Source organism: Arthrobacter sp. JDC6 (assembly GCF_056484025.1).
The window spans coordinates 3,249,490-3,274,952 of the sequence record NZ_CM151278.1; the positions used below are offsets into that span (position 1 = coordinate 3,249,490).

Below are 25,463 nucleotides of genomic sequence, written 5' to 3' on the forward strand. Positions count from 1 at the left end.
AATTCCTGCCAATGGCCTTTATGATGGCGAAGGGGTGGTGTAATGACCAGTTTTATGGGCCGTGGCGATGATGTGGCATTACAAACTTTTGGCGTGGTCATGGATGCCAGCCCGGACGCACTGCTGGCTTTGACCGCGGACGGTATTATCCTTGCGGCCAATTCTGCAGCGTCAAGGCTCTTCGGCTTACCAAAGGAAGCTTTTGCCGGCCTGGACCACCGCCCACTGATTGCCGAGGATTTCCGCGACGAGGTACGCCAGTTGTTCCTCCAGCTCCTTGCAGAGCCGGAAGGGCATCCGCTGCCCCGCGAGATCAGGGGACTCCGTCACGACGGCAGCGAGATCCCCATCGAAGTGGCGGCCGCACTCCTCCCCCAGCCAACCGCGGACCACGCCCGCGCAGAGCGCGGACCCGAAGGGCAATCCGAAGAACGGGCAGGGCAATCCGGAGCGCGGCTGCTGCTCTCCGCCCGTGGCACGGCACACCGCAAGGCGGCGGACGAGGATCTGCGCGAGGCCATGTCCTTGTTGACGGCCACCCTTGAATCCACTGCCGACGGCATCCTGGTCATGGGCAATGACGGCAGGGTGGCTGGGTTCAACGAACAATTCCTTGCCATGTGGCGCATCCCGCCCGAGTTGATGGAAGCGGACAGCGGAGAACCGGCCATGCAGCTCATCGTGGAGCAGGTGGCAGACCCAGCGGCCTTCACCGCCCGGCTGGGCGAACTTCAGGAAGACCCGGCCGCCGAGAGCCACGACGTGGTCGAGTTCAGGGACGGCCGCACCTATGAAAGATATTCCCGCCCCCAACGGGTAGAGGAAAAGATCGTTGGACGGGTGTGGAGCTTCCGCGATGTCACGCCCCGGCGAAAAGCGCAGGAGCAGGCGCACAGGGCCATGATGGACCTGGCCGTCCAGGCCGAAAAGCTGCGGGCCATGGCGTTCCAGGACCCCCTGACCGGGCTCGCGAACAGGGCCGTGTTCAACGACGCCCTGGCCGAAGCACTTCAGGAAGCCCGGCTGAAGACGGTGGATGTCCTGCTCCTTGACCTGGACGACTTCAAGGAGGTCAACGACATCCTTGGCCACCAGGCGGGTGATGACATGCTCATCGAAGTGGCACGCCGGCTTCGCGGCTGCGTCCCTACAGCTGACGTTGTTGCACGATTGGGCGGGGACGAGTTCGTGGTGCTGTTGACGGCGTGCCCGGATGCCGACGCCATCGCGGCGTGCATCGTGCGCTGCCTGCACGTCCCCGTGACCATCGACGGCACTGTCCTCCGGCCGAGCCTCAGCCTGGGCCTCGCCTCGTTGGGGCAGGACAGCGTTGGGCCCTCGGAACTCCTGCGGCATGCCGACATTGCCATGTATGCGGCCAAGGCGGCAGGCAAGAACCGGTTCCTCCGCTTCCACCCGGACATGATGCAGGCACTGGTGCAGCGCACCCACATGGAGGGCGGGCTGCGGCTGGCTGTTCCGCGCGGCGAAATCACCGTGGATTTCCAGCCGATCGTGTCGCACCGCATGGGGCAGGTGGTCCAACTCGAGGCGCTGGCCAGGTGGGACCGCGGCGGCGAGCGGGTGCCGCCGTCGATCTTCATCCCCCTTGCCGAGCGCACCGGGCTGATCGGCGAGATCGGGGCCGAGGTAATGGCCTCCGGCATGGTGCAGCTGGCGCGATGGCTCAGCGAGGATCCGGCGCGGTCCCTGGCGGTGAACGTCTCCGGGGTCCAGCTCCAGGAACCGGACTTCGCCGAGACCGTCCTAAGGCTGGCGGCAGCCAGCGTCGTGGCCCCCTACCAGCTGGTCATGGAAGTTACCGAGAGTGTGTTTTTCGACGCCGACTGCAGCCTGATCCGGCAACTCAGCACGCTGCGGGACGCCGGGGCCAGGGTGGCACTGGATGATTTCGGCACCGGCTACTCCTCACTGGGCCGGCTGCAGGACCTGCCCGTGGACACGGTCAAGATCGACAAGTCTTTTGTGTCCATGGTGCGGACCGGCAACGAGCGCCTGCCGATCCTCAGCTCCATGATCAACATGGCCCACAGCCTGGGGCTGACCGTCACGGCTGAAGGGATTGAGACGGCGGCGCAGGCGGATTACCTGGCCGCGCTGGAGTGCGATTCGCTGCAGGGTTACCTGTTTTCCTTGCCGGAGCCAGGCGAGCGGCTTGGCCACGCATTGCAGAACGCGGAAGAAGCCCTCAATGCCTTGAAGGGGCGGTAATTTCCGGCCCATTCCAAGGGTGCGCGGGATATTATGAGGGGGCGTCTCCGCCGTGGTCTCCGGCGGCTCCGCCCCTGTTTTGGGGCATTGGGCGCAATTAGGGGGAAGGGGTCTCCGTGTCCCAGTCTGGTCTCTTGGAACACCGTGTCAACAGCGGTGGGTCGCGGCTGTGGCCGCGGATCGTGGCGGCAGCGTTGTTCCTCACTGGACTCGGGGTGTTTTTGGCAGTGAACAGGGGCACTCCGGCCGCCCTTGTTACCGGCGACTTCCTCATTTTGGCCGCGTCCCTGGTGGCCGGGGTGAGCTGTGCGCGCGCCGGTGCCCGAGGGGGTGCGAACGCGAAGGCCTGGACCTATATGGCTGCGGCGTCCTTCGTCTGGGCAGCCGGAATGGCGCTCTACGCGTTTTACGGCCTTCTGAACGACCATGTTTACCCCTTTCCCTCCCTGGCAGACGCCCTGTTCCTTGGCTACTCGGTGCCCGCTGTCGTGGCGCTGTTCTCGTTCAAGCGGCGCGCCGGCACTCCCGTCGCGCTGTTTCGGGCGGTCATGGACGCCGCCGTCATTGCCGGCTCCGTGCTTGTGGTCAGCTGGTACACGGCCCTTGGCCCCGCCTTCAACGCTGTTGGGGACCCACTGACACGCCTTACCGGGATGGCCTACCCCGTGGTGGATCTGGTGATCACGTCCCTGGTACTGGTCCTGGCCATGCGGCGTCAGCCGGGCGAGCGCCTGCCCTGGCTCTGTTTCGGTGGCGGCCTGGTGGTGCTGGCCGTTACGGACAGCATTTACGTGCGCATGACGTTCGACGGCGTGACGGGAACCACCGGATCACCGCTTGCCTTGGGCTGGATAGGCGCCTTCCTCATCATCGCCGTGGCTCCTGCTGCACCGTACGTGGAGAACACAGGCCCGGACCGGAAGGGATACACGCTTGCACTGGAACTGCTCCCATACGTTCCCCTCCTCCTGGCTGTACTCCAATTCGCCGGCCCGCACCTGCAGGAGCTCGATCCGTTCCTTCTCGTAGTGGGAGCCACAGTCCTTGCCTCCGTGCTGGTCCGTCAGGTGCTGATCGTCTTCGAGAACATCAGCCTGACCGGCGGACTCGAGGATGAAGTGGCTGCCCGCACCGTGGAACTTGAGGCGGCCCGGGAGGCGGCGTTGGAATCCAGCCGCCTCAAATCCGAATTCCTGGCTACCATGAGCCACGAAATCCGCACTCCGATGAACGGGGTAGTCGGCCTAACCGGGCTCCTTCTGGAAACCGGGCTGGACGAGACACAACGTCAGTACGCCCAAGGGGTTAGGGGTGCGGGGGAATCGTTGCTGGCCCTTATCAATGACATCCTCGATTTCTCGAAGCTGGAGGCCGGAAAGGTGGACCTGGAGGTCCGTCCCTTCGACCCCAGGGTCCTCGTCGAAGAGGTGGCCGCCCTGCTGGCCGAACCTGCACTGGCCAAGAACCTGGAGCTGATCGCCTACTGTGAGCCTGACGTTCCTGCCCGTTTGCAGGGCGACTCCGGCAGGATCCGGCAAATATTGCTCAACCTTGCCTCCAACGCCGTGAAGTTCACGGCATCCGGGGAGGTCTCCATCCGGGTCACGGCCAAGGACCCGGGCTACGGCCCGGGAAGCACCGCGGCAATTGAGTTCGAGGTCCGCGACACCGGCATTGGCATCAGCCCGGAACATCACGGCAAATTGTTTGAATCCTTCTCGCAGGCGGATGCTTCCACCACCCGCCGCTACGGCGGTACGGGTCTTGGCCTGGCCATCTGCAGGCGCCTGACCGCTGTGATGGACGGTGCCATCGGGATGGACAGTGCGCCGGGCCAGGGCAGCACATTCTGGTTCCGGCTGCCGCTGCCCATAGCACCCCCGTCCACGGATCCTGTGCCGGCCGCCGGATTCCTCACCGGTCTCCGCGTCCTGGTGGTGGATGACAATGCCACAAACCGGCTGGTCCTCGAATCCCAGCTCCGTGGCTGGCGCCTTGAACCGCAATCCGTTCCGGACGCGACGGCCGCTTTGGAAGTGGCCCGCGCCGCGCGGCAGGCCGGGACACCCTTCCATTTCGCCGTTTTGGACTACTGCATGCCCGACACGGATGGCCTGGAGCTGGCCCGGCGCATCAAGGCCGACGCAGCACTTGCGGGCATGGAACTGATCATGCTGACCTCGACCATGCAGGTAGACCCGGCAGAGATTGCCGCCGCGGGTGTGCGTGAGTGGCTGATGAAACCCGTCCGCAGTTCCGAGTTTTACAACCGGCTGGTCCGCCTGATCTCGACCCGCGAGCCCACACCGGAATCCTGGAGCCGCCCAAGGCCCGCCCGAACCGCGCAGGCTGGGCGCGGCACGCCGCGCCGCGGGCAGATCCTGGTCGTTGAGGACAATGAGGTGAACCAGTTGGTGGCACGCGCAACAGTCGAAAAGTTCGGCTACGCGGTGGATGTGGTGTGTAACGGTGCCGAAGCGGTGGCGGCCGCGGCCGCGACAAGATACTCCGCCATCCTGATGGATTGCCACATGCCGGTGATGGACGGCTTCGAGGCAACCCGCGAGATCCGCCGCCTGCCCTCTGCAATCCGGGTGCCCATCATTGCCATGACCGCAGGCGCCCTCGATGGAGACCGGGAACGCTGCCTCGCCGCGGGCATGGACGATTACCTGTCAAAACCCGTGGACGCGGCTGCCCTGGAAGCTGCGTTGTCCCGCTGGGTTCCCGTGCAGCTCCCGCAGCCTCTTGCTGTCACCGGAGGTCCTTCCGCCGGAAGCCCCGGGCCCGCACTGGACCCGAACCGCCTCGCCGTCCTTAGGGACCTGGGCCAGGATGACGGAGGGGCATTGTTGCGGGCAACGCTGGAGGCGTTCCGACGGGAGAGCCAGGTGCGCGTGGCGGCGCTTCGCGCAGCGGTTCCTGGCGACAGCCAGGTCCTGGTGCAGGCTGCCCACGCCCTGAAGGGGTCCGCGGCAAACATCGGAGCCTCCGGCGTGGTTTCGGTCTGTGCCGAGCTCGAAGAGCTGGGCCGCAACGGGCAACTGGGCAACGCCGAGGGACTCGTCAGCCGGCTCGAGGCTGAACTGCAGCGGTTGGACGCCGAACTGGAGGCCGCAGTGAAGGGGGACCATTGAGAGTTCTCGTAGCGGACGATGATCCGGGGTCGCTCCTGGTGGCCAGGGCCGCCGTCGAACGTTCGGGGCATGACTGCATGACGGCTGCGGACGGTGGCGAGGCATGGGCTCTGTTCCAGGCACACCGGCCGGATGTGGTGGTCACCGACCGGATGATGCCCGTGATGGACGGATTGGAACTCTGCCGGGCCATCCGTGCAGAGGAGCCTGAGCTGTACACCTACATCGTGCTGCTGACCTCGCAAGGATCGCGCGACGACGTTCTGTCCGGGCTCGAGGCCGGCGCCGACGACTACGTCACCAAGCCGTTGGACCCCTTTGTCCTGCACACCAGGCTCCTAGTGGCGTTGCGGATCACCACGCTTCACGCGGACCTCGCACACTACCGGAAAGTCCTCTCGGAGCAAGCGCGCACCGATCCCCTGACCGGACTTCACAACCGGTTGAAACTTTCAGAGGACCTGGAGCAACTGCACGCCCGGAGCGCCCGCCATGGCGAGGAATACAGTGTGGCGCTGTGCGACGTGGACAATTTCAAGAGCTACAACGACCTCTACGGTCACCAGGCCGGCGATCTGGCCCTTCGGGCGGTGGCATCCACCCTCGCGGCAACGGCACGACGGACTGACGGTGTCTACCGGTTCGGGGGCGAGGAGTTCCTGCTGGTGCTTCCCCGACAGGGCGTGATCGGGGCCAGGGCCCTTGTGGAACGGGCGTTATGCGCCGTACGTGACCTGGCCATACCGCATGCCGGCGACCCATCGGGCCAGTTGGGGTTCAGCGCTGGAGTCTCCGGGTTCTCCGCGGGGCATGTGGTGAGTGCCGAAATGCTGCTAAATGAAGCCGACGCAGCCCTTTACGCGGCAAAGGCCGCAGGGCGGAACCAGGTGATGCTTGCACCGTAGGCGCTATGCTGCCTTTTTCCCGCCAGACTTCTTCTGCGGGGCCTTCTGACCGGACGGCCGCTGCTCAGCAACGGCTGCCGCATGGGCGGGTGTTTCTGCCGGCCGGCCAGCGTACGGCGCCCTGGCCGTTGCGGAAGCAGCAGGTTCAGCGTGCACACCGGGTGCGGCGGCGCGGTTGCGGCGCCAGCGGCGGACCAGGTCGACGGCGGCCAGCAGGCCCGCGAGGGGGGTCAGCACAGCTGCCGCGTAGACGAACAGCATCCAGGTCAGGGTGGTGAGCGGTGGCTGGTTGTTGTTGAGCAGGGACAGTCCGCCCAGCATGCCAACAACCCAGAACAGCACTACGGCCGTCAGGACAGCGCCGGCAGGAAAATACTGGTTGGTCACGACTTTTTTCAGGGTTTCCATGCACTTCCTCCTGCCTGGCCGGGGGGACGGCGAAAGCCGCTCAAAAACAAGTATGGGGCCCGGCCGGCGCGAAACCGTGCAAGACGACACGGCGAGTGATCAAGCTAACGTAACCATCCGCCGTCGTCCGAATTCCCGGGCCAAAATAAGGTCCGGCGCCCTTCCCGGAAAGGCCCTGGGCGCATACCGTAATGCCTGTCCGCTCGAAAACTGGAGGTTCCCATGCGCAAAGTCACTGCCGGCCTGTTCCACTCCGTGGACGGGGTGGTGTCCGAACCCTTCAAGTTCCAGTTCGACAGCTTCGACGACGAACTCGGCGCGGGCCTGACCAAGATGATGAACACCGTGGATACCGTGGTCCTGGGCCGCGTCAGCTACCAGGAGTGGGCTGGTTACTGGCCCACCGCCTCGGCAGACCAGGACTTTGCCGCGTTCATCAACCCGGTGGAAAAGTTCGTTGCGTCACGCACCCTGACCGGGCAGCTGGAATGGCAGAACTCTCAGTTGATGGACGCTCCGCTTGAGGAGTTCGTTGCCGCCTTGAAGGACCGCGACGGCGGCGAGATCGCCGTGTGCGGGAGCATCTCGGTGGTGCGGCAGCTGCTGTTCGCCGGACTGCTGGACTCGCTGCAGCTGATGACGCACCCGGTCATTGCCGGCAGCGGCCGCAGGCTGTTCCAGGACGGTGACCCGCTGACCCGGCTGGTGTTGCTTGACCAGTCCACCACCAGCAAGGGCAACGTGCTGAGCACCTACGGGGTCCGCGGGGACTAAGCCTACGCGGCCAGCGGGGCCCCGAAAAGCTCCTCCGCAAGCCGGGACAAGTGGTCCGGGATGTCCGCTTCGGCCCCGTGCTCGCCGCGGCCGAGGAAGACCGCGGTGCCACGGATCCCGTCAAGGTCCAGGCCGCATTCGTGCATCAGCTGCCCGGCGCGGAAGTTGACCGGCAGGAGCATGGTGACGCTTTCGGCGTTGAGGTAGACATGCCAGTCGCCGCGGATCACCGACTCCAGCGGCCCGCCCACCAGGGCTTCCAAGGCCTGCAGGTCTGCCGGCACCTGCTCGATGCGCATCGGCTCGGAATTGCCCGCCGGTACGACAAGTGCTGTGTAAGTTCTGTTGTTCATCGTTCATTTCTCCTTAGGTTTTAACACCCGTGGAGACGGCAGTGTTCCCGGTAACTACGCCTTCCCGGCCAACGCTGCGATGTCGGCGGGCGTGGTCCGGCAGCAGCCGCCCACGATGCGGGCACCAAGCTGCCGCCACCCAGGGGCACCTGTGCCGAGGCTGGAGGGAGCACCGCTGCCGGAAGCCGCCCGGTCCTGGCTCCACGTCTTTGTCACGGGATGGTAGGTCTCCCCCGAATTGGGATAGGCCAGCAGCGGCTTGTCCGTGTGCAGGCCCAGTGCTGCGAGCGCGGGAGCGACCAGGTTGAGCGGGACGCAGTTCACACCCACGGCGGCGACGTGGGGTTGTCCGTCAAGGAGCCGGGCCACGTCGGCGAGCGGGGTTCCGTCGCTGATGTGCCCGCCGTCGCGCAGGGAAAAGGAGAACCAGGTGTCGACGCCGTGTTCCCGGCTGAGTGCCAGGAGGGCTTCGGCCTCAGCGAAGGAAGGCAGCGTTTCCAAGGCCAGGAGGTCCACGCCGGCGTCCACCAGCGCGGCGATGCGGGGGGCGTGGAAGTCCTGGAACTCTTCTGCGGTGAGGGCGTAGTCCCCCCGGTACTCCGAGCCGTCCGCAAGGTAGGCACCGTAGGGACCCACGGAACCGGCGACCAGCAGCGGCCCGGCGTCCGGGTGGTCCTCCAGATGCTGCCGCCGCGCTTCATCCGCCAACCGGGCGGACAGCGCAACGAGCTCCAGGGCTTCCCGTTCGCCCATCCCCCGCGCCGCAAACCCCCGGGGCGTGGCCTGGTAGCTGGCGGTGGTGGCGATGTTCGCGCCGGCGGCGAAGTAGTCCCGGTGCACGTCCCTGATCAGCTCGGGCTGCTCCAGGAGGACCTTGGCGGACCACAGTGCGTCGTTCAAATCGCAGCCGCGGGCCTCCAGTTCAGTGGCCAGGGCGCCGTCAGCTACGAGGCCTGCGCCGGCGTCAAGCAGGGTGGACAGGGAACGGCGGCTAGGCATCGCACCTCCGGTCGATTGTTGGCTGTCTTGTTCATTATAGGCAAGTTTCCATGCTTGTAATGCATATCACTGTGTGCCACGATGACTGCAGCAACGACCATTACAGGAGGAATATTCGTGAGTGTGCACCTGAACAGTGTCCGCAAGCTACGGGTCCACTGGCCCATCAGTGCGGAAACCTTCGGCCGGATAGCCGCCGGAGACGCCAACGCCGTCCAGCAGGATCCGGGGCTGGCAGAACTCCTGCACACCGTTGGGCATTACCCGGACCTCGGTGATTTCGGGAACTACAAGCACGTCTTCGAATCCGGCATCGGATTCGAAGGATTCTCGTGCGGCGAAGGGGCGTCGCCCACGCTTGGCAGGGTGGGCGAGCAGACCCTCTCCCCCACGTTCGTCTTCACCACCTATTTTGATGCCACCCTGGACGAGGCCGTCCTGGAACGGGTTATGCAGGAACTGGTGGCCATCCACCCGTGGGAACTGCCTGTCATCGAGGTGACCGGTCCCGTGAGCGTGGCCGGTGGGCTGCACCGTAAAACCCCCTCGGCGGCGGCAGCATCATGACACTCACCACCACTGCCGCCTGGCCCGCGCTTCAGTCCGCCCTGGCAGGCAGGACGTTCACGGACCTCACCCATGCCTTCCATCCAGGCCAGCCCCGTTTCGCCGCCTTTCCGGACGAAACCCGGGAGGCTCTTTTCGACCTTGAAAGGGGCGACGGGTTTACGGCCCACCGGTATTCGATCGTTGGCCAGTGGGGCACGCATGTGGATCCGCCTTCCCACTTCATCCGGGGTGGACGCACCCTTGACCGGATTCCAGTCCAGGACATGATTCTTCCCCTTGTGGTCCTGGACATCACCCGGCGGGTGGAACGGGATCCGGATGCAACCCCCACCCTGCAGGATGTGCACGGATGGGAAGACCGGAACGGAAGAATCCCGGCTGGATGCTTCGTTGCCCTGAGGACCGGCTGGAGCTCACGGTGGCCGGACGGAGATGCCATGGCCAACAAGGATGCGGACGGAGTCAGCCACACTCCCGGGTGGTCCCGTGAGGTGCTGTCCTTCCTGGTGGAGGAACGCTGGGTTTCGGCCATCGGGCACGAGCAAACGGACACCGATCCGGGGCTGGCAACCTCGCAGGGGGACTTTAGCCTGGAAACCTACATCCTGGCGAAGGACCGCTGGCAGATAGAACTGATGGCTGATTTGTCCGGCCTCCCTGAATCGGGTGCCGCAATCGTGGCCAGCTGGGCCAAACCCTCCGAAGGGAGCGGCTTCCCCGCCCGCGTCTTCGCCATCTCCTGACCCGGGCCGACGGTCCTCTAGACTCGGACCATGTCGAGGACTTCAAGCATGGGACGTGGCGTCATGGCCGTCCTGGCGGCCGGGGAACGCCACCTGCGTGGCCTCCCCGGCGGCACGGTTGCAGAGATCGCTGCGGACCTGGGCAGGGACCGAAGCCAGGTTTCCAGAAGCCTGCGGACAGCTGAACAGGAAGGTTTCCTGTGGAGAACCCCCGAACGCACCTTCGCCCTGGACTGGAGCGTCCTGACCGACGCCCTCCTGCTGACCCGGCGCCGGCTGGCAACCGACGGGACCGCCGCCCTGGAACGCCTTTCGAGGGAGACTGATGAGGGGTGCTTCCTGGGGGTCCTCAGCGGCAGGAGCACCGTAACGGTGGGCGAAAGCGTCCCGGCGAGCAGCCGGCTGGTGGGCTCGTGGCTGGGCCGGCCCTACCCTGCCTACTGCAGCGACGCCGGGCAGGCACTTTTGTGGGAGACTCCGGACGATGAGGTCCGCAAAATCTTCGCGGGCGTCCAGTTCCAGCAGCACGGCCCGAACACCCCCGCGGACGTCGAGGATTTCCTGGCACGGCTCAGGGACGCACGGGTCCGCGGCTACTCCATCGTCGACGAGGAAGCGGAGCCCGGGCTCTACTCACTGGCCGTACCCATCAGGGATTTCAGGGGCGACGTGGTGGCGGCCCTGCAGGTGGTGGGCCTGAAGGGCCGCCTTGAACCCAGCCGGTCCCGGCACGCCGAAGCGCTCGTCCGCCAGGGCCGCTGGCTGGAAGGCATGCTGGGATGGCGGTCTCCGGACAGCAACCCCTAAGGGCCGCCTACCCCTCCGGCCCGGGATGGACCGAACCGAGCCTTGCCGCGGCCTCCGCGAGCACATCCGCCAATTCCCCTGCGCGGGGTCCAACGTCCGGCTGCCCGCCCAGCACACTCAGCGAAGCGACGATCCCACCGCCCGGATCCCGGACAGGCACGGCCACCTCCACGATGCCGTGTTCGAATTCCTCGGTGGCGACAACGAAACCATGGGGCTTGTCTTTGGCCATGAGTTCCCAGGCCTCCGCGCTGGAATGCGGGGCGCCGGGACCACCGACGCCGACAAAGTTCACGTCGGAAAGCAAAGCTTCAAACCCGCGCCGCTTATGGTCCCACAACAGCGCCCTGCCCGATCCGGTACACCACACAGGCGTCACCATGCCGGGCTGGACGAAGCTGCCCGCCTGCGAATCGTTGCTGGACGCCAGGAGCAGGATGACCCTGTAGCCGTCGCGGACCGAGACCCGGGCGCGCAGCCCGGTAGTGGCCACCAGCGCCTCCAGTTCCGCCGCCGCATGCCGGATCCACCCCGTATTGAGGGTGGCGGCAAGGCCGAAGAAGCCCGTCCCTACGCGGAACGGGCCGCGTTCGCGGCGCTCCAGCAGGCCAAGCTCACAAAGCTCCTGGGTCAAACGGGAGACGCGGCTTTGGTCCATGTCCAGCTCGGCGGCCAACTGGGAGACACCCATAAGCTGCTTCCCCGTCTTTTCCCGGTCAATGACCAGGCGCACTATCCGCAATCCCTGCGCCAGCGACGCCGCCTCCGGGGAGTTATCCACCTGCTGCTCCTTCCGACCGGCAACCAGCCTATCCTCACACGTTGCGGCACCGCCCAACGGGAAACACCAATCAGCCGGAAGCAACGCAGTCCCGGGCACGGCGATGGCCTGGCGCGGACGTTCGGCCGTCCGCGCCAGGCCATGGAAACGGTTCAGCCCTGCGCCGTCTTTTCGGCTGCGGCCCGGCGCCCGTACCTGATGTGGAAGTAACCGTAGCAGGCGGCGACGAAAGGAATCCCAAAGTACAGCGCCGCCACTTGGGCCGGATCGAAAGCGATGCCGACCAGGGAGACTGTGCAGAGAGTGAATGCCAGGACCGGCACCAGTGGGAAGAGCGGCGCGCGGTAGGACAAGGTGGACACGTCCCCGCCGTTCCGGACAAAAGACCGCCGGTGGAAGAAATGCGAGGCGGTGATGGACATCCAGACTCCCACCACTGCGAAGCCCGCTACCGATACCAGCACCAGGTACACGGTTTCCGGAGCAACCACGCTGCTGATGAGTGAGGCCAGCCCTCCGAGCATGCTCACCGAGAGCGCGGTCATGGGAATGCCGCGCTTAGTCAGCTTCTTAAGCGCCCGGGGTGCGTGGCCTTCGTCGGCCAGGGAGTACAGCATCCTGGCGCACGAGAACAGGCCACTGTTGCCTGCAGACAGCAGCGCCGTGATGATGACGAAGTTCATCAGATCGGCGGCAAAGGGAACACCCGTCGCCGTGAACACCGTCACGAACGGGCTTTCGTCGAGCCCAACTTCCTGGTACGGGATCGTGGCGGCGATGACGGCGATGGCTCCGACGAAGAACACCAGGAGGCGGATGACCGTACTGCGCATCGCTTTGGGAATGCTGGTGGCGGGATCCTTCGTCTCCCCTGCGGCGACGCCGATCAGTTCAGAGCCTGAGAAGGCATAGAAGACTGCGAGCGCCGTCACCAGAACGCCGGTGAAACCGTTGGGAAACAGCCCTCCCTCGGGGTTGAAGTTTTCGAACAGGAAGGGATGGTTGCCCGATGCGCTAAGCGGGTGGAAGCCCAGGAGGGCTGCCCCGCCCAGGACGATGAGCCCGATGATGGCGCCCACTTTGATGATGGCGAACCAGAATTCCGACTCACCGAAGAACTTGGATGACACGGCGTTGAGGCCGAACAACGTTGCGGCGAAGATCAGGCACCAGACCCAGACATCAACGCCCGGGAACCAGCGCTGCATCAGCAGGCCCGAGGCTGTGAACTCCGATCCGATGGCGACCGCCCAGCACAGCCAGTAGAGCCAGGCGGTGGCGAATCCCGTGGCGGGACCAATGGACCGGGAAGCATAGATATGGAACGCACCGGAGACGGGGTAGGCGATGGCGAGCTCCCCCAAGCAGGCCATGACCAGGTAAACCACGAAGGCACCGACGAGGTAGGCGAGAACGGCACCAAGCGGGCCGGCCTGGGAAATGGTGTAACCCGAGCTGAGGAACAGTCCGGAACCAATCACGCCGCCCATGGCGATCATGACAAGGTGCCGGGGCCCCATGGAGCGGCGGAGCCCTGATTCCGTTGACGGCGGTGCGTCCGGCTCCGGCTTGAGGGTGAGGGGGGTCGAAGATTCCAAGTGGTGCCTCCAGTGGGGGATGGTCGGAAGGACGGCCGCGGTTCGGGTGCCGGTCCATGAAAGCTTTAAGCGCGTCGACAGTGACGAAAGTAACACAAACTGGCATTTTTAGTCATCAAAATCATATTCAAATGCGAATGTTGCACGTTTATTGCTGTTACTCCGTATGTCGATTTGCCCTTCAGATGGTCGTTTCGCCTCCCCGGCGGAGCGTTTGGACATGCCTCAACGGACACCGGGTGGGCACAGGATGGGAGCAACAACAACCACCTCAAGGGAGTAGCAATGACCACCTACGACATCGCGCTGATCGGGTTCGGCGGCGTCAACCGGACCCTGGCCGAACTGATTGCCACCAGAGGGGATGCGCTTGGCCGCACCCTCGGCTTTGACCTGCGGGTGGTTGCCATTACGGACCTTGGGCTGGGTTCCCTGGTCCAGGACGGGGGGATCGATCTTGACATGGCCTTGGGCCTGGATCCCGCCGTCGCGACATTTGCAGCGTACGGCGGGTCAGCGGACCCGGACAACGAGCGCGTGATCCGGACCTGCTCCGCAGGGATCATTTGCGAAGCAACGTTCACCAACCGTGCAGACGGCGAGCCTGCGGCTTCACACGTTCGCTGGGCGCTGGAGTCGGGAAAGAGTGTCTGCACCACCAACAAGGGTCCGGTCGCCCTGCATGGCCAGGAGTTGAGCCGGCTCGCGAAGCTTAAAGGGCTGCATTTCGAATTCGAGGGCGCGGTGATGAGCGGGACACCCGTCATCCGTTTGGCCAAACAACTGTTCCCCGGACTGGCGCTCAATGGCTTCGAGGGCATCCTCAATGGCACCAGCAACTATGTCCTGGGCAGGATGGAAGAGGGCCTCAGCTTTGAGGAATCGGTCCTCGAAGCCCAGAGCCGGGGGTACGCAGAGGCAGATCCCACGGCCGACATCGAGGGCCACGACGTCCAACTGAAAGTCCTGATCCTGGCCAATGAGCTGCTGGGGGCGGACATCACGCTGGCGGACGTGCAGCGCCAAGGGATGTCAACGCTGTCGCCCGAGGACATCAGGCGCGCCAGGAACGAGGGGCGGCGGTGGAAACTGGTGGGCTCCGCGCGGCGGAACCTGGATGGAAGCATCAGTGCCGGAGTTGCCCCCGTGGCGCTCCCCCTGGCCCACGGCCTCGCCGGGGTTTCGGGTGCCAACAATGCAGTGTCGTTCAACACCGATCTCCTCGGCCCGGTGACGGTGTCCGGACCCGGGGCCGGGCGGGTGGAGACAGCGTACGCCCTGCTGTCCGACATCATCGCCATGCACGCCGCACGGAACCAGGTGGCTGCAGATGCGTGAATCAACCCTTGCACCGCTGGATCACGCAACGGCCGCGATCCGGGAGGTGCTCAGCCCCTACGACGGCCGGGTGGTGGGAGCCGTGGCCCTGACCACGGCGGAGTCCGTGGACGCGATTATCCGGGCTGCCAGGTCCGGGGCGGCGCAGGCACGCGCATTGTCCCGCCATGCCCGGGGGAAGCTGCTGGACGCGGCTGCCGCACTAATCGACGCGCGCCACGCGGAATTCGCCCAGACCATCACAGCCGAGAGCGGCAAAACCATCCGCCAGGCACGAAAGGAGGTGCTGCGGGCAGTCAACACCCTGCGCCTGTCCGCCGCGGAGGCGCGCCGGAACGCCGGCGAGATCATTCCCTTTGACTCCTATGAAGGCTCCGAGGACCGCATGGGGTGGTACGCACGGGAACCGCTGGGCATCATTGCGGCCATCACCCCGTACAACGACCCCCTTAATCTGGTGGCACACAAGGTGGGCCCGGCAATCGCCGGAGGCAACGCCGTCATCCTCAAGCCGTCCGCGCTGACGCCCCTGTCCGCGCAACTGCTTGCCGAAGTCTTCGCCCAAGCTGGCCTGCCTGCCGGCGTCCTCACAGTGGTCCACGGGGACACGGACGTGGCGGAGGCGATCGTGCGGAGCCGGGAGGTCCGCATGGTGTCCTTCACCGGCGGATTCACGGCCGGCGAGGCCATTGCCAGGACCGCAGGCCTGAAGAAGCTGTCCATGGACCTTGGCGGGAACGCCCCGGTCATCGTCATGGATGACGCCGACGTGGATGCTGCCGTTTCAGCCTGCGTCTCCGGAGCCTTCTGGGCAGCCGGACAGAACTGTGTGGGGGTTCAGCGCATCCTCGTGGCCGCCTCCCGCTACCACGAGTTCCGTCGGCGCTTCCTGCAGGAGACGTCACGGCTGGTGGCGGGCGACCCCGCCGAGGAAGCCACCGACGTCGGTCCCATGATCAGTCCCGCCGCCGTGGATCAGCTCCAGGCCAAGATTGAGGCGGCGGTTGCCTCCGGCGCCGTGGTCCTCGCCGGCAACACCAGGGTAAACAACGTGCTGCATCCGACGGTCCTGGAGAGAGTGCCCACCGGCAGCAGGCTGTGGACGGAGGAGGTGTTCGGGCCGGTCGTAATGCTGCAACCCTTCACAACCTTCGACGAAGCCGTGGGGACCGCCAACGCCATCGACTTCAGCCTTCACGCCGGGATCTTCACCGGCTCGCTGGACACGGCCCTGGACGCCGCGGGCCGCATCGACGCAGGCGGCGTCATGGTCAACGACTCATCGGACTACCGCTTCGACGGCATGCCGTTCGGGGGATCCAAGTATGGCGGCCTGGGCCGCGAAGGGGTCCGGTTCGCCTATGAGGAGATGACCCAGCCGAAAGTGGTGTGCGTCAAGCGCCAGGGCTGATCACCGGAAGCGGAGCCTGGCCGAGAGCGTTTCCCGGCTGGGCCGGCTTCGCTGCCGCATCCCGCCGGATGTAGTTGGAAAGGGTCATCGCCGTCACGGTGTCCGTCACGCCGGGCGTGGCCGCTATCTGCTCCCAGATCTCCTGGATGCGTTCAAGCGACCGTGCTTCCACCCGCACCAGCAGGTCGAAGTCGCCGCTGACCACATCGCACAGGACCACCTCCGGGATCGATTGCAGCACGGCGATGACGTCCGATCCGCGCACCCTGTCCTTCCGGTAGACCATCAGGAAAGCAGAGACTGTGCCGTGCCCCGGGGCGCCGGTCACCACGGTGTAGCCCTGGATGTAACCCTGCCGTTCCATCCTGTCGATGCGTTGCCGGACCGCATTGCGGGACAGCATCACCTTTGCAGCCAGCTCCGCGTGGCTGACCCGGGCATTGCGGGTCAGCTCCGCCAGGATGCCCTGGTCGATCCGGTCAAGACTCGCCCGATCCATGTTTCACCCTTCACCGCATGACTTCACAACAGCAGACACGAGTCGGCCCGGCTCCAGAACGAAAGCACACAGAGATGATACTTCGGCAGCAGCCGCTGCAGAGTCAGCGGAGAGCCTTCAGCTGCGTGCTGTTGGACATGGACGGGACGCTGCTGGATTCGGCGGCAGGCGTGACGGCGAGCGCCGCCCGGGCGCTTGCCGCCGTGGGGGCCGCTGTGCCACCGGCCGGGGACCTGGTCCGGCTGGTGGGGCCGCCCATGCTTGAGTCCTTCCGCGAGCACCTGGGACACGATGAGGTCCTTGCCCGGCTGGCGCTGCGGCATTACCGGAAGGCTTACGCGGATCACGGTGCACACCAGTCCGTTCCGTACACCGGGATCAGGGAACTGCTGGAACAGCTCCATCGTGCGGGCGTACCCATGGCGGTTGCCACCTCGAAGGCCGAAGACCAGGCGCTCCGGATGGCCCGCCTGTTTGGGATTGACCATTACTTCTCCGCCGTCTGCGGCGCATCGGACCAGGAAGCCAGGTGGAGCAAGGCAGATGTCATTGCCGAAGTGCTGGACAGGCTGAGGGCAGCCAAGGTGGATGTCTCTGCCCCGCTCATGGTGGGTGACCGCAGCTACGACGTGGCCGGGGCAGCCGTCCACGGTATTCCCACCGTCTTCGCCGGTTGGGGCTACGGCTCTGCAGGGGAAGAAGCAGGAGCCGCCTTCGTTGCGCCCTTCCCGGATGAGGTGCTGCCGGTTGCGCTGCCCTGACGGTACAGCCCTGAAAGGTACGACGCCGGCACTTCCCCAAGTGCCGGCGTCGGACCTGCACGTCGTGGCGGGGAAGGCAACCGGGTAAACTTGTCCGGTCATGCGCTGTTCCTACTTTGATGCCGGTACCTGCCGCTCCTGCACCCACATGGGCGTGCCCTACGGTGAGCAGCTGGCCGGCAAACAGCTGCACTGCCAGACCCTCCTGTCCGGTCACACCGAACTCGAATGGCTGCCGCCGGTGGCCAGCCAGGAGTCCGGCTTCCGCAACAAGGCCAAGATGGTGATCGGCGGGACCGCGCAGAATCCCACCATCGGGATCCTGGACGCCGATGGGCATGGCGTGGACCTGCGCAAGTGCGGCGTCTGCTCACCCGGCCTGCTCGCCTGTTTCCCCGTGCTGGCGAATTTCATCCGCCGGGTCCGTCTGACGCCCTATGACGTTCCCCGCCGGACCGGTGAACTCAAGCACGTCATCCTCACCGAATCCCCGGACGGCGAGGTCATGCTCCGGCTGGTCCTGCGCTCGGACCAGGTGGTGCCGCGCATCCGGAAGCACCTCCCGGACCTCCTGGCCGCCCTGCCGCAGGTGAAGGTGGTCTCGGTCAACGTGCACCCGGAACACAAGGCCGTGCTGGAAGGCGACCGGGAGATCCTGCTGACCAGCCAGTCCACCCTGAACATGCGGGTCAACGACATCAACCTGCACCTCCGCCCGCAAAGCTTCTTCCAGACCAACAGTGAGATGGCCGCGGCCCTGTACCGCCAGGGACGCGAGTGGGTCAACGAACTGGCGCCGGCCTCGGTGTGGGACCTGTACTGCGGCGTGGGCGGGTTCGCCCTGCACAGCGCCGCACCGGCCCGCACCGTCACGGGCATTGAAACCAGCAGCGAAGCGATCGTGTCCGCCCGCCTCAGCAGTGACGAGGCAGGCCTGAAGGGGATGGAGTTCCAGGCCGGGGACGCCACCGCGTTTGCCCTGGCCAGCAAGCAGTCGCCGGACCTGGTGATCGTGAACCCGCCCCGGCGCGGCATCGGCAAGGAGCTCTGCGGCTGGCTGGAAGCCTCGGACGTGCAGCACGTCGTGTACTCCAGCTGCAACGCGCAGTCGCTGGCCCGGGACCTGGCCGCGCTCCCGTCGTTCACCGCCCGGCGTGCCCGCGTCCTGGACATGTTCCCGCAGACCACGCACTACGAGGTGATGGTGCTGCTGGAACGGGCGGCTTAGGGCCCATAGGCGTCAGATCCGGCGCGCGCGTTCGACGGCGGCCGCGCCGGCTTCACGCCCCCCGGCCCGGAGACCCGCTGCCACTCCTTCAGCATCGGTGTCGGAGCGGTTCTGGCTCAGTTTTTCCTTCGCCTCGATCCGGCTGATCACCAGCTCTACGCCCACGATCGCCCGCAGTTGCCCGGCAATGAACTTCTCCGGCGCGTCGTCCACGGCCCAGGGGTCTGCCCGGCCGTCCTCGTGCAGTCCGGTCAGGTGCCGGACATGCCATGCCAGCCAGCCGGCGTCGTCATGGAAAACCAGCTCGCCGTACACGTGCGCGGTGCTGTAGTTCCAAGTGGGGACCACGCGCCCGTGCTCGGCCTTGGCGGCGTACCACGACGGCGAGATGTAGTCGTCGGGGCCCTGGATGATGGCCAGCGCCTCTCCGGCCGGCGCGGTGGACCACTGCGGGTTGGTGCGCGCCATGTGGGCCTGCAGCGCGCCGCGCTCCCCCACCGCCGGGTTGAAGGCGAAGGGCAGCAGTGTTGCCAGCAGGCCGTGGTCCGTCATGGTCACCAGGTTGGCGGCGCCGGGAGTCGTGAGGAGGTGCCGGACGGCATCGGGGCCGGCAGCAAAGTGGGCGGGAATGTACATGGGAAGTCCTTTCAGCAGTTCAGGGGGCCGGTTTGAGCCGGACGCGGACGGCCGCAGCGGCACAGAGGATCACGGCGAGGGCGCCGATCAGGGTGGTCCAGGTGAGCGCCTCCCCCAGCAGCAGCGCGGCCCAGCCGATGCTGAGGACGGGCTGGAGCAGCTGGATCTGGCTCACCTGCGCCATGGGGCCAATGGCCAGCCCCCGGTACCAGGCGAAGAAGCCAAGGAACATGCTGACCACGGCGAGGTAGGCGAAGGCAGCCCACTGGACGGGTGTGGCCGACGGCGGCTGGTCCAGGACTGAAACTACGGCGAGGACCAGCATGGCCGGCGCGGCAAGGACCAGCGCCCAGGCGATGGTCTGCCACGAGCCCAGCGTGCGCGCCAGCAGGCCGCCCTCCGCGTACCCCACCGCGGCGCAGGCCACGGCGCCGAGCAGCAGGAGGTCCGCCCAGTGCAGGTGCCCCACGCCGCCTGACTGGAGGAAGGCGAAGGAGATGGCTGCCAGCGAGCCGAGCGCCATCACCACCCAGAAGGCGGCCGGGGGCCGCTCAGCGGCGCGCAGGACCGCCACCGTTGCGGTGGCGGCCGGCAGGAGGGCGATGACCACGGCTCCATGTCCCGCCGGTACGGCAGTGAGGGCATAGGACGTCAGCAGCGGAAAGCCGACGACGACGCCGCCCGCCACGAGCGACAGGCGCAGCCAGGTGCGGGGCGGGGGCAGCCGCTGGCGGGTGATGGCAAGTGCTGCGATGGCGAGGGCAGCGGCCACGACGGCCCGGCCGGAACCGATGAGCAGCGGCGGGATGCCTGCCACGGCCACGCGGGTGAACGGAACGGTGAAGGAGAAGGCCGCCACGCCGAGCAGGCCCCACCAGATTCCGGTGGCCTTTCGCGGCGATATCACTGGGCGATTCAGGACAGTAGCGCTACTATGTTCTTTCATGAATAACGATAGCAGTTCGCGGATCGTTGCGGCACTCCGGCAATGGGTCGGCGGCGCGGGTCCGGGGGCCCGGCTGCCGTCCACCCGGCAGCTCGTTGCCGAGTACCAGGCCAGCCCGGTGACAGTGCAGAAGGCGCTGCAGGCGCTGACCGCCCAGGGGCTGATTGAAAGCCGGCCCGGCGTTGGAACGTTCGTGCGTGCCGTGCGCACCGCCCGTCCGTCCGACTATGGCTGGCAGACGGCTGCGCTGCGGTCGCCGTCGTCCCCGCTGCCGTCGTCGTCGGGCACCATGCGCAACGTTCCCGGCGATGCCATCTGGTTCCATTCCGGCTACCCGGACCGCGAACTGCTGCCGGAACGGCTGGTCCGCGCCGCGCTGGCCCGGGCTGCCCGGGGCGACGCCGCACTGTCGCGGCCGCCGGCGGCGGGCATGCCGGAGCTGCAGCAATGGTTCGCGCAGGAACTGGGGTCGGCCACCCCGGTGGGAATCACGCCCCCCACCCCGAATGATGTGGTTGTGCTGCCCGGAAGCCAGAGCGGGCTCAGCTCCATCTTCCGTGCGCTGGTGGGCGCGGGACAGCCGCTGCTGATGGAGTCGCCGTCGTACTGGGGCGCCATCCTTGCCGCCGCGCAGACCGGGGTGCGGGTGGTTCCGGTGCCCACCGGCCCGGACGGGCCGGATCCCGCGGACGTGGACCGCGCCTTTGCCGAGACCGGGGCGCGGGCGTTCTACGTGCAGCCCAACTATTCGAATCCCACGGGCGGGCAGTGGGCGGCAGGGCGCGGCGACGAGATCCTGGACGTGGCCCGCCGGCACGGCGCGTTCCTGGTGGAGGACGACTGGGCACACGATTTCGGCATCACCTCCGACCCCGTTCCGCTGGCAACCCGCGATGATTCCGGGCACGTGGTGTACATCAGGTCCCTGACCAAGAGCGTGTCCACCGCCATCCGGATTGCTGCCGTGATCGTCCGGGGACCGGCGCGCGAACGCATCCTGGGCCAGCGCGCCGCCGAGTCGATGTACGTCAGCGGGCTCCTGCAGGCCGCCGCGCTGGACGTGGTGACGCAACCCGGGTGGCAGACCCACCTGCGGAGCCTCCGGCAGCAGCTCCAGTCACGCCGCGACCTGCTGGCCACCAGCATCCGGGAGCACCTCCCCCAGGCGCACCTCGATGTCCTGCCGAAGGGCGGCCTGAACCTGTGGCTGCGCCTGCCCGACGCCACGGATCTGCCGCGCCTGGTGCGGGACTGCGAGGATGCCGGCGTGATCATAGCCGCCGGAACGGAGTGGTTCCCGGCCGAACCCGCCGGAGCCTTCATCCGGCTCAACTACTCGGGTCCGAATCCGGGCGCCTACCCGGAGGGTGCGCGGCTGATCGGTGGGGCGCTGGCCAGGCAGGGCTGACCTCCGCACAACCGGGAGCTTCAAGGTTGGTGCAGGAATACATCAAGATTTGCGCTTAAACCGTTCCGGCCATCCCGGCGTAGCTACGCTGGCCGTGCACATCGCATCCAGCACACGCACTTGGGGGAACCATGCCTGCCGTCCAACGCTTTTCCGCGCCCCGCACCCGCCGTCGGGAACCCGCGCTGACCCCAGGAGCCGCCGGGCGGAAGGGCCCGCACAAGGTACTGGGCGCCGGGGCCGCCGCCGTCGTGCTTCTGCTGACCGGGTGCGGTGCACCCCAGGCCTCCCTGAGCGCCGCTGCCGGACCCGCCAGCGAATCCGCCACCGCAACGCCCATTGCCGGTACGCCGTGCACCGCCGCAAACGGGCAGCAGGTTTCGGCCGGCACCACCTACGTCTGTACCAAGGACGGGTCGGGCAGGCTGGTGTGGCTGGAAGCCGCGGAGTCCAAGCGCGTCACGGAGAAGCTGGCAGCCGCTGCCGCAGCGAAGGCGGCCGCCGACCAGGCCGCGGCGGAAAAGGCAGCCGCCGAGAAGGCGGCAGCTGACAAAGCCGCTGCCGACAAGGCCGCCGCAGAAGCTGCCGCCCGGCAGGCCGCCGAGGCGAAGGCGGCGCAGGATGCTGCGGCAGCAAAGGCCGCCGCCGAAGCAGCCGCGAAGGCGGCAGCGCCGCCCGCTCCCGTTGCGCCTCCGGCCCCTGTTGCCCCGGCCGTTCCGGGCACCAATCCCGGCTGCGACCCGAACTACTCAGGGTGCGTCCCCATTGCCTCGGACGTGGACTGCGCCGGCGGAAGCGGCAACGGACCGGCCTACGTCAGTGGCCCCCTCCAGGTTATTGGCAGGGACATCTACGGGCTGGACGCCGACCACGACGGCGTTGCCTGTGAGCGTTAGGGCTGGACGAAGGCCTTGACCAGCTCATCACTCTTGTCCCACAGCCCGCGCGCCAGTTCGGCGTCGTAGGCCTGCGGGTTGGCCTTGGCCAGGGCGCGCTTGGCGTAGTAGGCCCCGGAGATCCAGTCCGTGCCGGGGGTGCCGTTGATGAGCCACAGCATGGTGTCGGCACCCTGGTCCGGGCTGAGCATGAAGCGGTTCAGCAGGGTCTTGTAGGCATGCCGGAAGGGGCTGGTGGAATCTGCCGCGAAGTTGGTGCGGACAACGCCGGGGTGGAACGCCGCCGTCGTGATTCCCCGGTCATGGAAGCGGCGGTGCAGCTCGGACGTGAAGAGGATGTTGGCGAGCTTGCCCGTCCCGTAGGCGCGGTAGGTGCGGTACCCCTGCTCGGCCTTGAGGTCGAAGAGGTCCATCTTTCCCGAGTAGTTTGCGGCGCTGGCGGTGTTGATGATCTTCGCGTTGCTGGCCGCCAGCGTGTCCATCAGCAGGGTGGTGAGCAGGAACGGCGCCAGGTGGTTGACCTGGAACGTCAGTTCGTTCCCGTCCACCGTGAGCGTTCGCTTGCCCATCATGCCGCCGGCGTTGTTCGCCAGGACGTCAATGCGGGGGTACTTTTCCTCAAGTTCCGTGGCCAGGGTCCGGACCTGCGAAAGGTCGGCGAAGTCGGCGAGGTAAAATTCTGCACCAATCTCCTCCGCCAGGGCGCGGGTCTTTTCAGCGGAACGGCCGACGACGACCACCTGCTCCCCCGCCTTTGCCAGTGTCCGGGCGGCCGCAGCGCCGATGCCGTCGCTGGCGCCGGTGATCACGATGGTGCGAGGAGTCAAGGGGTGTCCTTCGGTTGGCGGGTGGCGCGCATGGAATGCACGCCATGGGGAACAACGACGGCGGGGCGGCCGGTGTTCCCACCGGCCGCCCCGCCGCCAAACCCTGCGTGGCCTTTAGCCCCCTATACCGGCCACCATGAAGATGACCGCGGCGACGGCGAAGCCCATCACGCCGATCAGCGTTTCCATCACGGTCCAGGTCTTCAGGGTGGTCTTGACGTCCATGCCGAAGAAGCGGCCAACCAGCCAGAAGCCGGAGTCGTTGACGTGTGAGACCACCACTGAGCCCGCAGCCACGGCGATGACCAGCGCCGCCACCTGCATGCCCGTCAGCCCCGCGGTGGCCACTGCCGGGGCGATGAGGCCCGCGGTGGTGGTCAATGCGACGGTGGCCGAACCCTGGGCGATGCGCAGGATGGCGGAGATGAGGAAGCCGGCCAGGATCAGCGGGATGCCCAGGTTGCCCAGGACAGAAGCCAGCGCCGCGCCGATGCCCGAGGTGCGCAGGACGCCGCCGAACATGCCGCCGGCGCCGGTAATAAGGATGACAGAGCAGACCGGGCCCAGCGAGGACTCAAGCAGCTTCTCCAGGGCACCGGCGTGGGTTCCGCGGCGGGCTCCGAGGACATACATGGCCACCAGCACGGCGATCAGCAGCGCCACCGGCGTTTCACCCACGGTGCGAAGGAGCTGGAACCACTGTTCCTTCTTCACGGCGTCGGACAGCACACCGGAGGAGGCCAGGGTGTTCAGGCCGGTGTTGAGGAAGATCAGGACCAGTGGCAGGAGCAGCAGGCCAATGATGGTGCGGAACCGGGGCGGGTGGGACTCGGCCTCCGCGCTGGCGTGGCCCAGGATTTCCGGCACGGGCAGGACCAGCTTCTTGCCGGTCCAGAGGCCATACAGGTAGGCCGTGACGTACCAGGTGGGAATGGCGGTGATGAGGCCGGCGATCAGCACCAGGCCGATGTTGGCGTCAAAGAATGCAGCGGCCGAGACCGGCCCCGGGTGCGGCGGCAGGAAGATGTGCATGACCGAGAACGCGCCGGCGGCCGGAAGTCCATACCGCAGCACGCCGCCGCCAAGTCGGTGGGCTACGGCGAAGACGACGGGCAGCATGACCACCAGGCCGGCGTCGAAGAAGATGGGGAAGCCGAAGATCAGGGAGGCCAGGCCCAGGGCGAACGGTGCCCGTTTCTCGCCAAAGACGCCGATCAGGTAATCGGCCAGGACTTTGGCGCCGCCGCTGGTTTCCACGATGCGGCCGAGCATGGCGCCGAGGCCGACGAGCAGTGCCACGGTACCCAGGGTGGTGCCGAAGCCGTTGATCAGGACCGGAACCACCTGGTTGGCGGGGATTCCGGTGGCGAAGGCGGTGGCGAGGCTGATGAGGATCAGTGCCACCAGCGCGTGCATCTTCAGCCGGATGATGAGGAACAGCAGCACAAGAATTGCCGCCGCGGCGATGAGCAGCAGGGGGCCTGCACCCATCGTCTGGGTCCATCCTTCGATGGTCATGGTTCTCCTTTGAAACAGGGTTGGGGACTACGGGGTCAGGACGCTTTGGGCGCCTGGCCGGCGGGGAGGTTCAGGGCCCGGACGACGGCGGCGACCAGCTCTTCGGGTGAGTGCGAGATATCGAGGCGGAGGCTGCCGGCGTCGAGCTCTTCCTGGCTGAGCGGTTCAAGGGTGGCCAGCTGGCTGGGCAGCAGGGCGGGCGGCATGAAGTGGCCCACCCGGCCCTGCATCCGCTGGCTGATCAGGTCCGCGCCGCCGTCGAGGTGGAGGAAGATGACACGGCCTTCGGCGCCGGCGAGCAGCTCCCGGTAGCCGCGCTTGAGCGCGGAGCAGGTGAGGACGGTGCTCTTGCCGGCGGCGGCCTGCGCGGTCATCCAGCTGCGGATCTCATCGAGCCAGGGCCAGCGGTCCTCGTCCTGGAGCGGAATCCCCTGGCTCATCTTGGTGATGTTCGCTTCTGGATGGAACTCATCTGCTTCGGCGCAGGCCCATCCCAGCTGCTGGGACAGGGCGGCCGCAAGGGTGGATTTGCCGGAACCGGCAACGCCCATGACCACCAGGTGCGTGGCTGGATACTGCATGTCATACCTCCGGAGAAGACGTCTTTGGCTTTCGAAGAAGCTCGCTGCGGGTCCGGTGTTCATCGGACCAAGCGATAAGGTAGCACCTTTTTGAGCAATAGATACTA

General features: G+C 66.6%; 24 protein-coding genes. 13 read left to right on the forward strand and 11 right to left on the reverse strand.

The genetic code is table 11. The features are described from left to right. Nucleotides 1-99 precede the first annotated feature (99 nt). The 3 genes from ACV095_RS15025 to ACV095_RS15035 all read left to right on the forward strand — a co-directional run bounded on the left by ACV095_RS15025 (nt 100) and on the right by ACV095_RS15035 (nt 6,274). On the forward strand, nt 100-2,232 hold the full coding sequence (locus tag ACV095_RS15025) for a putative bifunctional diguanylate cyclase/phosphodiesterase (RefSeq protein ID WP_478223460.1): 2,133 nt from the start codon (nt 100-102) through the stop codon (nt 2,230-2,232). A 134-nt stretch (nt 2,233-2,366) separates the two neighbouring features. Continuing rightward, complete coding sequence (locus tag ACV095_RS15030) at nt 2,367-5,369, forward strand: response regulator (RefSeq protein ID WP_478222167.1); 3,003 nt, start codon at nt 2,367-2,369, stop codon at nt 5,367-5,369. Further along, nucleotides 5,366-6,274, forward strand: a complete 909-nt coding sequence (locus ACV095_RS15035; protein ID WP_478222168.1) for a GGDEF domain-containing response regulator — start codon at nt 5,366-5,368, stop codon at nt 6,272-6,274. Before ACV095_RS15030 ends, ACV095_RS15035 begins: the two co-directional genes overlap by 4 nt. A 3-nt stretch (nt 6,275-6,277) precedes the next feature. On the opposite strand, the gene ACV095_RS15040 is transcribed toward ACV095_RS15035, so the two are convergent. Then, a complete protein-coding gene (locus tag ACV095_RS15040; protein ID WP_144600522.1) occupies nt 6,278-6,682 on the reverse strand; it encodes a hypothetical protein in 405 nt (134 codons plus the stop codon). 222 nt (nt 6,683-6,904) lie between these two features. Between ACV095_RS15040 and ACV095_RS15045 the strand changes: the two genes are divergently transcribed. After that, entirely contained in the window at nt 6,905-7,456 is a 552-nt protein-coding gene (locus ACV095_RS15045) for a dihydrofolate reductase family protein (protein WP_018771810.1), read from the forward strand. A gap of 2 nt (nt 7,457-7,458) precedes the next feature. Here the strand turns inward: ACV095_RS15045 and ACV095_RS15050 are convergent, their stop codons facing one another. Further along, nucleotides 7,459-7,809: a DUF3846 domain-containing protein gene (locus ACV095_RS15050; RefSeq protein WP_018771811.1), complete on the reverse strand. Its 351-nt coding sequence runs from the start codon at nt 7,807-7,809 to the stop codon at nt 7,459-7,461. Nucleotides 7,810-7,863: 54 nt separating this feature from the next. Then, the gene (gene mmuM, locus ACV095_RS15055) at nt 7,864-8,808 is read right to left on the reverse strand and encodes a homocysteine S-methyltransferase (protein WP_478222169.1); all 945 of its coding nucleotides are present in this window, start codon (nt 8,806-8,808) and stop codon (nt 7,864-7,866) included. 117 nt (nt 8,809-8,925) lie between these two features. Between mmuM and ACV095_RS15060 the strand changes: the two genes are divergently transcribed. The 3 genes from ACV095_RS15060 to ACV095_RS15070 are packed head-to-tail and all read left to right on the forward strand — an operon-like array spanning nt 8,926 to nt 10,928. Then, a complete protein-coding gene (locus ACV095_RS15060) occupies nt 8,926-9,375 on the forward strand; it encodes a hypothetical protein (RefSeq protein ID WP_018771813.1) in 450 nt (149 codons plus the stop codon). Next, nucleotides 9,372-10,121 carry a cyclase family protein gene (locus tag ACV095_RS15065; protein WP_056393397.1) on the forward strand — a complete coding sequence of 250 codons (750 nt, stop codon included), beginning with the start codon at nt 9,372-9,374 and terminating at the stop codon, nt 10,119-10,121. The genes ACV095_RS15060 and ACV095_RS15065 overlap by 4 nt, the downstream gene beginning before the upstream one ends. A 30-nt stretch (nt 10,122-10,151) precedes the next feature. Next, on the forward strand, nt 10,152-10,928 hold the full coding sequence (locus ACV095_RS15070; RefSeq protein ID WP_478222170.1) for an IclR family transcriptional regulator: 777 nt from the start codon (nt 10,152-10,154) through the stop codon (nt 10,926-10,928). Between the two features lie 7 nt (nt 10,929-10,935). Here the strand turns inward: ACV095_RS15070 and ACV095_RS15075 are convergent, their stop codons facing one another. Both ACV095_RS15075 and ACV095_RS15080 read right to left on the reverse strand, forming a co-directional pair. Further along, nucleotides 10,936-11,709, reverse strand: a complete 774-nt coding sequence (locus ACV095_RS15075; RefSeq protein WP_018771816.1) for an IclR family transcriptional regulator — start codon at nt 11,707-11,709, stop codon at nt 10,936-10,938. Nucleotides 11,710-11,861: 152 nt separating this feature from the next. Then, nucleotides 11,862-13,307, reverse strand: a complete 1,446-nt coding sequence (locus tag ACV095_RS15080; RefSeq protein ID WP_478222171.1) for an amino acid permease — start codon at nt 13,305-13,307, stop codon at nt 11,862-11,864. Between the two features lie 285 nt (nt 13,308-13,592). On the opposite strand from ACV095_RS15080, the gene ACV095_RS15085 reads away from it, so the two are divergent. Together ACV095_RS15085 and ACV095_RS15090 are read left to right on the forward strand one after the other, a co-directional pair. Next, nucleotides 13,593-14,645 carry a homoserine dehydrogenase gene (locus tag ACV095_RS15085; protein ID WP_478222172.1) on the forward strand — a complete coding sequence of 351 codons (1,053 nt, stop codon included), beginning with the start codon at nt 13,593-13,595 and terminating at the stop codon, nt 14,643-14,645. Next, a complete protein-coding gene (locus ACV095_RS15090; protein ID WP_478222173.1) occupies nt 14,638-16,056 on the forward strand; it encodes an aldehyde dehydrogenase family protein in 1,419 nt (472 codons plus the stop codon). The genes ACV095_RS15085 and ACV095_RS15090 overlap by 8 nt, the downstream gene beginning before the upstream one ends. Here ACV095_RS15090 and ACV095_RS15095 read toward each other — a convergent pair. Continuing rightward, entirely contained in the window at nt 16,040-16,555 is a 516-nt protein-coding gene (locus ACV095_RS15095; RefSeq protein ID WP_478222174.1) for an Lrp/AsnC family transcriptional regulator, read from the reverse strand. The two genes, ACV095_RS15090 and ACV095_RS15095, sit on opposite strands and share 17 nt — an antisense overlap. A 125-nt stretch (nt 16,556-16,680) precedes the next feature. On the opposite strand from ACV095_RS15095, the gene ACV095_RS15100 reads away from it, so the two are divergent. After that, nucleotides 16,681-17,316 (forward strand): HAD hydrolase-like protein, encoded by a 636-nt coding sequence (locus tag ACV095_RS15100; RefSeq protein WP_478222175.1) that lies wholly within the window; start codon nt 16,681-16,683, stop codon nt 17,314-17,316. Between the two features lie 100 nt (nt 17,317-17,416). Next, nucleotides 17,417-18,544 carry a 23S rRNA (uracil(747)-C(5))-methyltransferase RlmC gene (gene rlmC, locus ACV095_RS15105; RefSeq protein ID WP_478222176.1) on the forward strand — a complete coding sequence of 376 codons (1,128 nt, stop codon included), beginning with the start codon at nt 17,417-17,419 and terminating at the stop codon, nt 18,542-18,544. Nucleotides 18,545-18,556: 12 nt separating this feature from the next. Here rlmC and ACV095_RS15110 read toward each other — a convergent pair whose 3' ends face one another. Together ACV095_RS15110 and ACV095_RS15115 are read right to left on the reverse strand one after the other, a co-directional pair. Continuing rightward, a complete protein-coding gene (locus tag ACV095_RS15110) occupies nt 18,557-19,180 on the reverse strand; it encodes an FMN-binding negative transcriptional regulator (protein WP_478222177.1) in 624 nt (207 codons plus the stop codon). A 19-nt stretch (nt 19,181-19,199) separates the two neighbouring features. Next, the gene (locus tag ACV095_RS15115) at nt 19,200-20,126 is read right to left on the reverse strand and encodes a DMT family transporter (RefSeq protein WP_056393382.1); all 927 of its coding nucleotides are present in this window, start codon (nt 20,124-20,126) and stop codon (nt 19,200-19,202) included. Here ACV095_RS15115 and ACV095_RS15120 point away from each other — a divergent pair. Beyond that, a complete protein-coding gene (locus ACV095_RS15120; RefSeq protein ID WP_478222178.1) occupies nt 20,125-21,534 on the forward strand; it encodes an aminotransferase-like domain-containing protein in 1,410 nt (469 codons plus the stop codon). The genes ACV095_RS15115 and ACV095_RS15120 overlap by 2 nt on opposite strands. Before the next feature lie 131 nt (nt 21,535-21,665). Then, entirely contained in the window at nt 21,666-22,430 is a 765-nt protein-coding gene (locus ACV095_RS15125; RefSeq protein ID WP_478222179.1) for a hypothetical protein, read from the forward strand. On the opposite strand, the gene ACV095_RS15130 is transcribed toward ACV095_RS15125, so the two are convergent. From ACV095_RS15130 to ACV095_RS15140, 3 genes are all read right to left on the reverse strand, one after another. Beyond that, nucleotides 22,427-23,257, reverse strand: a complete 831-nt coding sequence (locus ACV095_RS15130) for an SDR family NAD(P)-dependent oxidoreductase (RefSeq protein WP_478222180.1) — start codon at nt 23,255-23,257, stop codon at nt 22,427-22,429. The two genes, ACV095_RS15125 and ACV095_RS15130, sit on opposite strands and share 4 nt — an antisense overlap. A 114-nt stretch (nt 23,258-23,371) precedes the next feature. Continuing rightward, nucleotides 23,372-24,775 (reverse strand): GntP family permease, encoded by a 1,404-nt coding sequence (locus ACV095_RS15135; RefSeq protein ID WP_018771829.1) that lies wholly within the window; start codon nt 24,773-24,775, stop codon nt 23,372-23,374. Between the two features lie 35 nt (nt 24,776-24,810). Next, a complete protein-coding gene (locus ACV095_RS15140) occupies nt 24,811-25,356 on the reverse strand; it encodes a gluconokinase (protein ID WP_056393373.1) in 546 nt (181 codons plus the stop codon). Between the last annotated feature and the right edge of the window lie 107 nt (nt 25,357-25,463).

Excerpts from the sequence above, each read along its gene's own strand:
- ACV095_RS15025 (WP_478223460.1), top strand. The coding sequence starts at position 100 with ATGGATGCCAGCCCGGACGCACTGCTGGCTTTGACCGCGGACGGTATT.
- ACV095_RS15040 (WP_144600522.1), bottom strand. The coding sequence starts at position 6,682 with ATGGAAACCCTGAAAAAAGTCGTGACCAACCAGTATTTTCCTGCCGGC.
- mmuM (WP_478222169.1), bottom strand. The coding sequence starts at position 8,808 with ATGCCTAGCCGCCGTTCCCTGTCCACCCTGCTTGACGCCGGCGCAGGC.
- ACV095_RS15045 (WP_018771810.1), top strand. The coding sequence starts at position 6,905 with ATGCGCAAAGTCACTGCCGGCCTGTTCCACTCCGTGGACGGGGTGGTG.
- ACV095_RS15050 (WP_018771811.1), bottom strand. The coding sequence starts at position 7,809 with ATGAACAACAGAACTTACACAGCACTTGTCGTACCGGCGGGCAATTCC.
- ACV095_RS15070 (WP_478222170.1), top strand. The coding sequence starts at position 10,152 with ATGTCGAGGACTTCAAGCATGGGACGTGGCGTCATGGCCGTCCTGGCG.
- ACV095_RS15140 (WP_056393373.1), bottom strand. The coding sequence starts at position 25,356 with ATGCAGTATCCAGCCACGCACCTGGTGGTCATGGGCGTTGCCGGTTCC.
- ACV095_RS15120 (WP_478222178.1), top strand. The coding sequence starts at position 20,125 with ATGAATAACGATAGCAGTTCGCGGATCGTTGCGGCACTCCGGCAATGG.
- ACV095_RS15110 (WP_478222177.1), bottom strand. The coding sequence starts at position 19,180 with ATGTACATTCCCGCCCACTTTGCTGCCGGCCCCGATGCCGTCCGGCAC.
- ACV095_RS15085 (WP_478222172.1), top strand. The coding sequence starts at position 13,593 with ATGACCACCTACGACATCGCGCTGATCGGGTTCGGCGGCGTCAACCGG.
- ACV095_RS15115 (WP_056393382.1), bottom strand. The coding sequence starts at position 20,126 with ATGAAAGAACATAGTAGCGCTACTGTCCTGAATCGCCCAGTGATATCG.
- ACV095_RS15065 (WP_056393397.1), top strand. The coding sequence starts at position 9,372 with ATGACACTCACCACCACTGCCGCCTGGCCCGCGCTTCAGTCCGCCCTG.
- ACV095_RS15090 (WP_478222173.1), top strand. The coding sequence starts at position 14,638 with ATGCGTGAATCAACCCTTGCACCGCTGGATCACGCAACGGCCGCGATC.
- rlmC (WP_478222176.1), top strand. The coding sequence starts at position 17,417 with ATGCGCTGTTCCTACTTTGATGCCGGTACCTGCCGCTCCTGCACCCAC.
- ACV095_RS15125 (WP_478222179.1), top strand. The coding sequence starts at position 21,666 with ATGCCTGCCGTCCAACGCTTTTCCGCGCCCCGCACCCGCCGTCGGGAA.
- ACV095_RS15135 (WP_018771829.1), bottom strand. The coding sequence starts at position 24,775 with ATGACCATCGAAGGATGGACCCAGACGATGGGTGCAGGCCCCCTGCTG.
- ACV095_RS15095 (WP_478222174.1), bottom strand. The coding sequence starts at position 16,555 with ATGGATCGGGCGAGTCTTGACCGGATCGACCAGGGCATCCTGGCGGAG.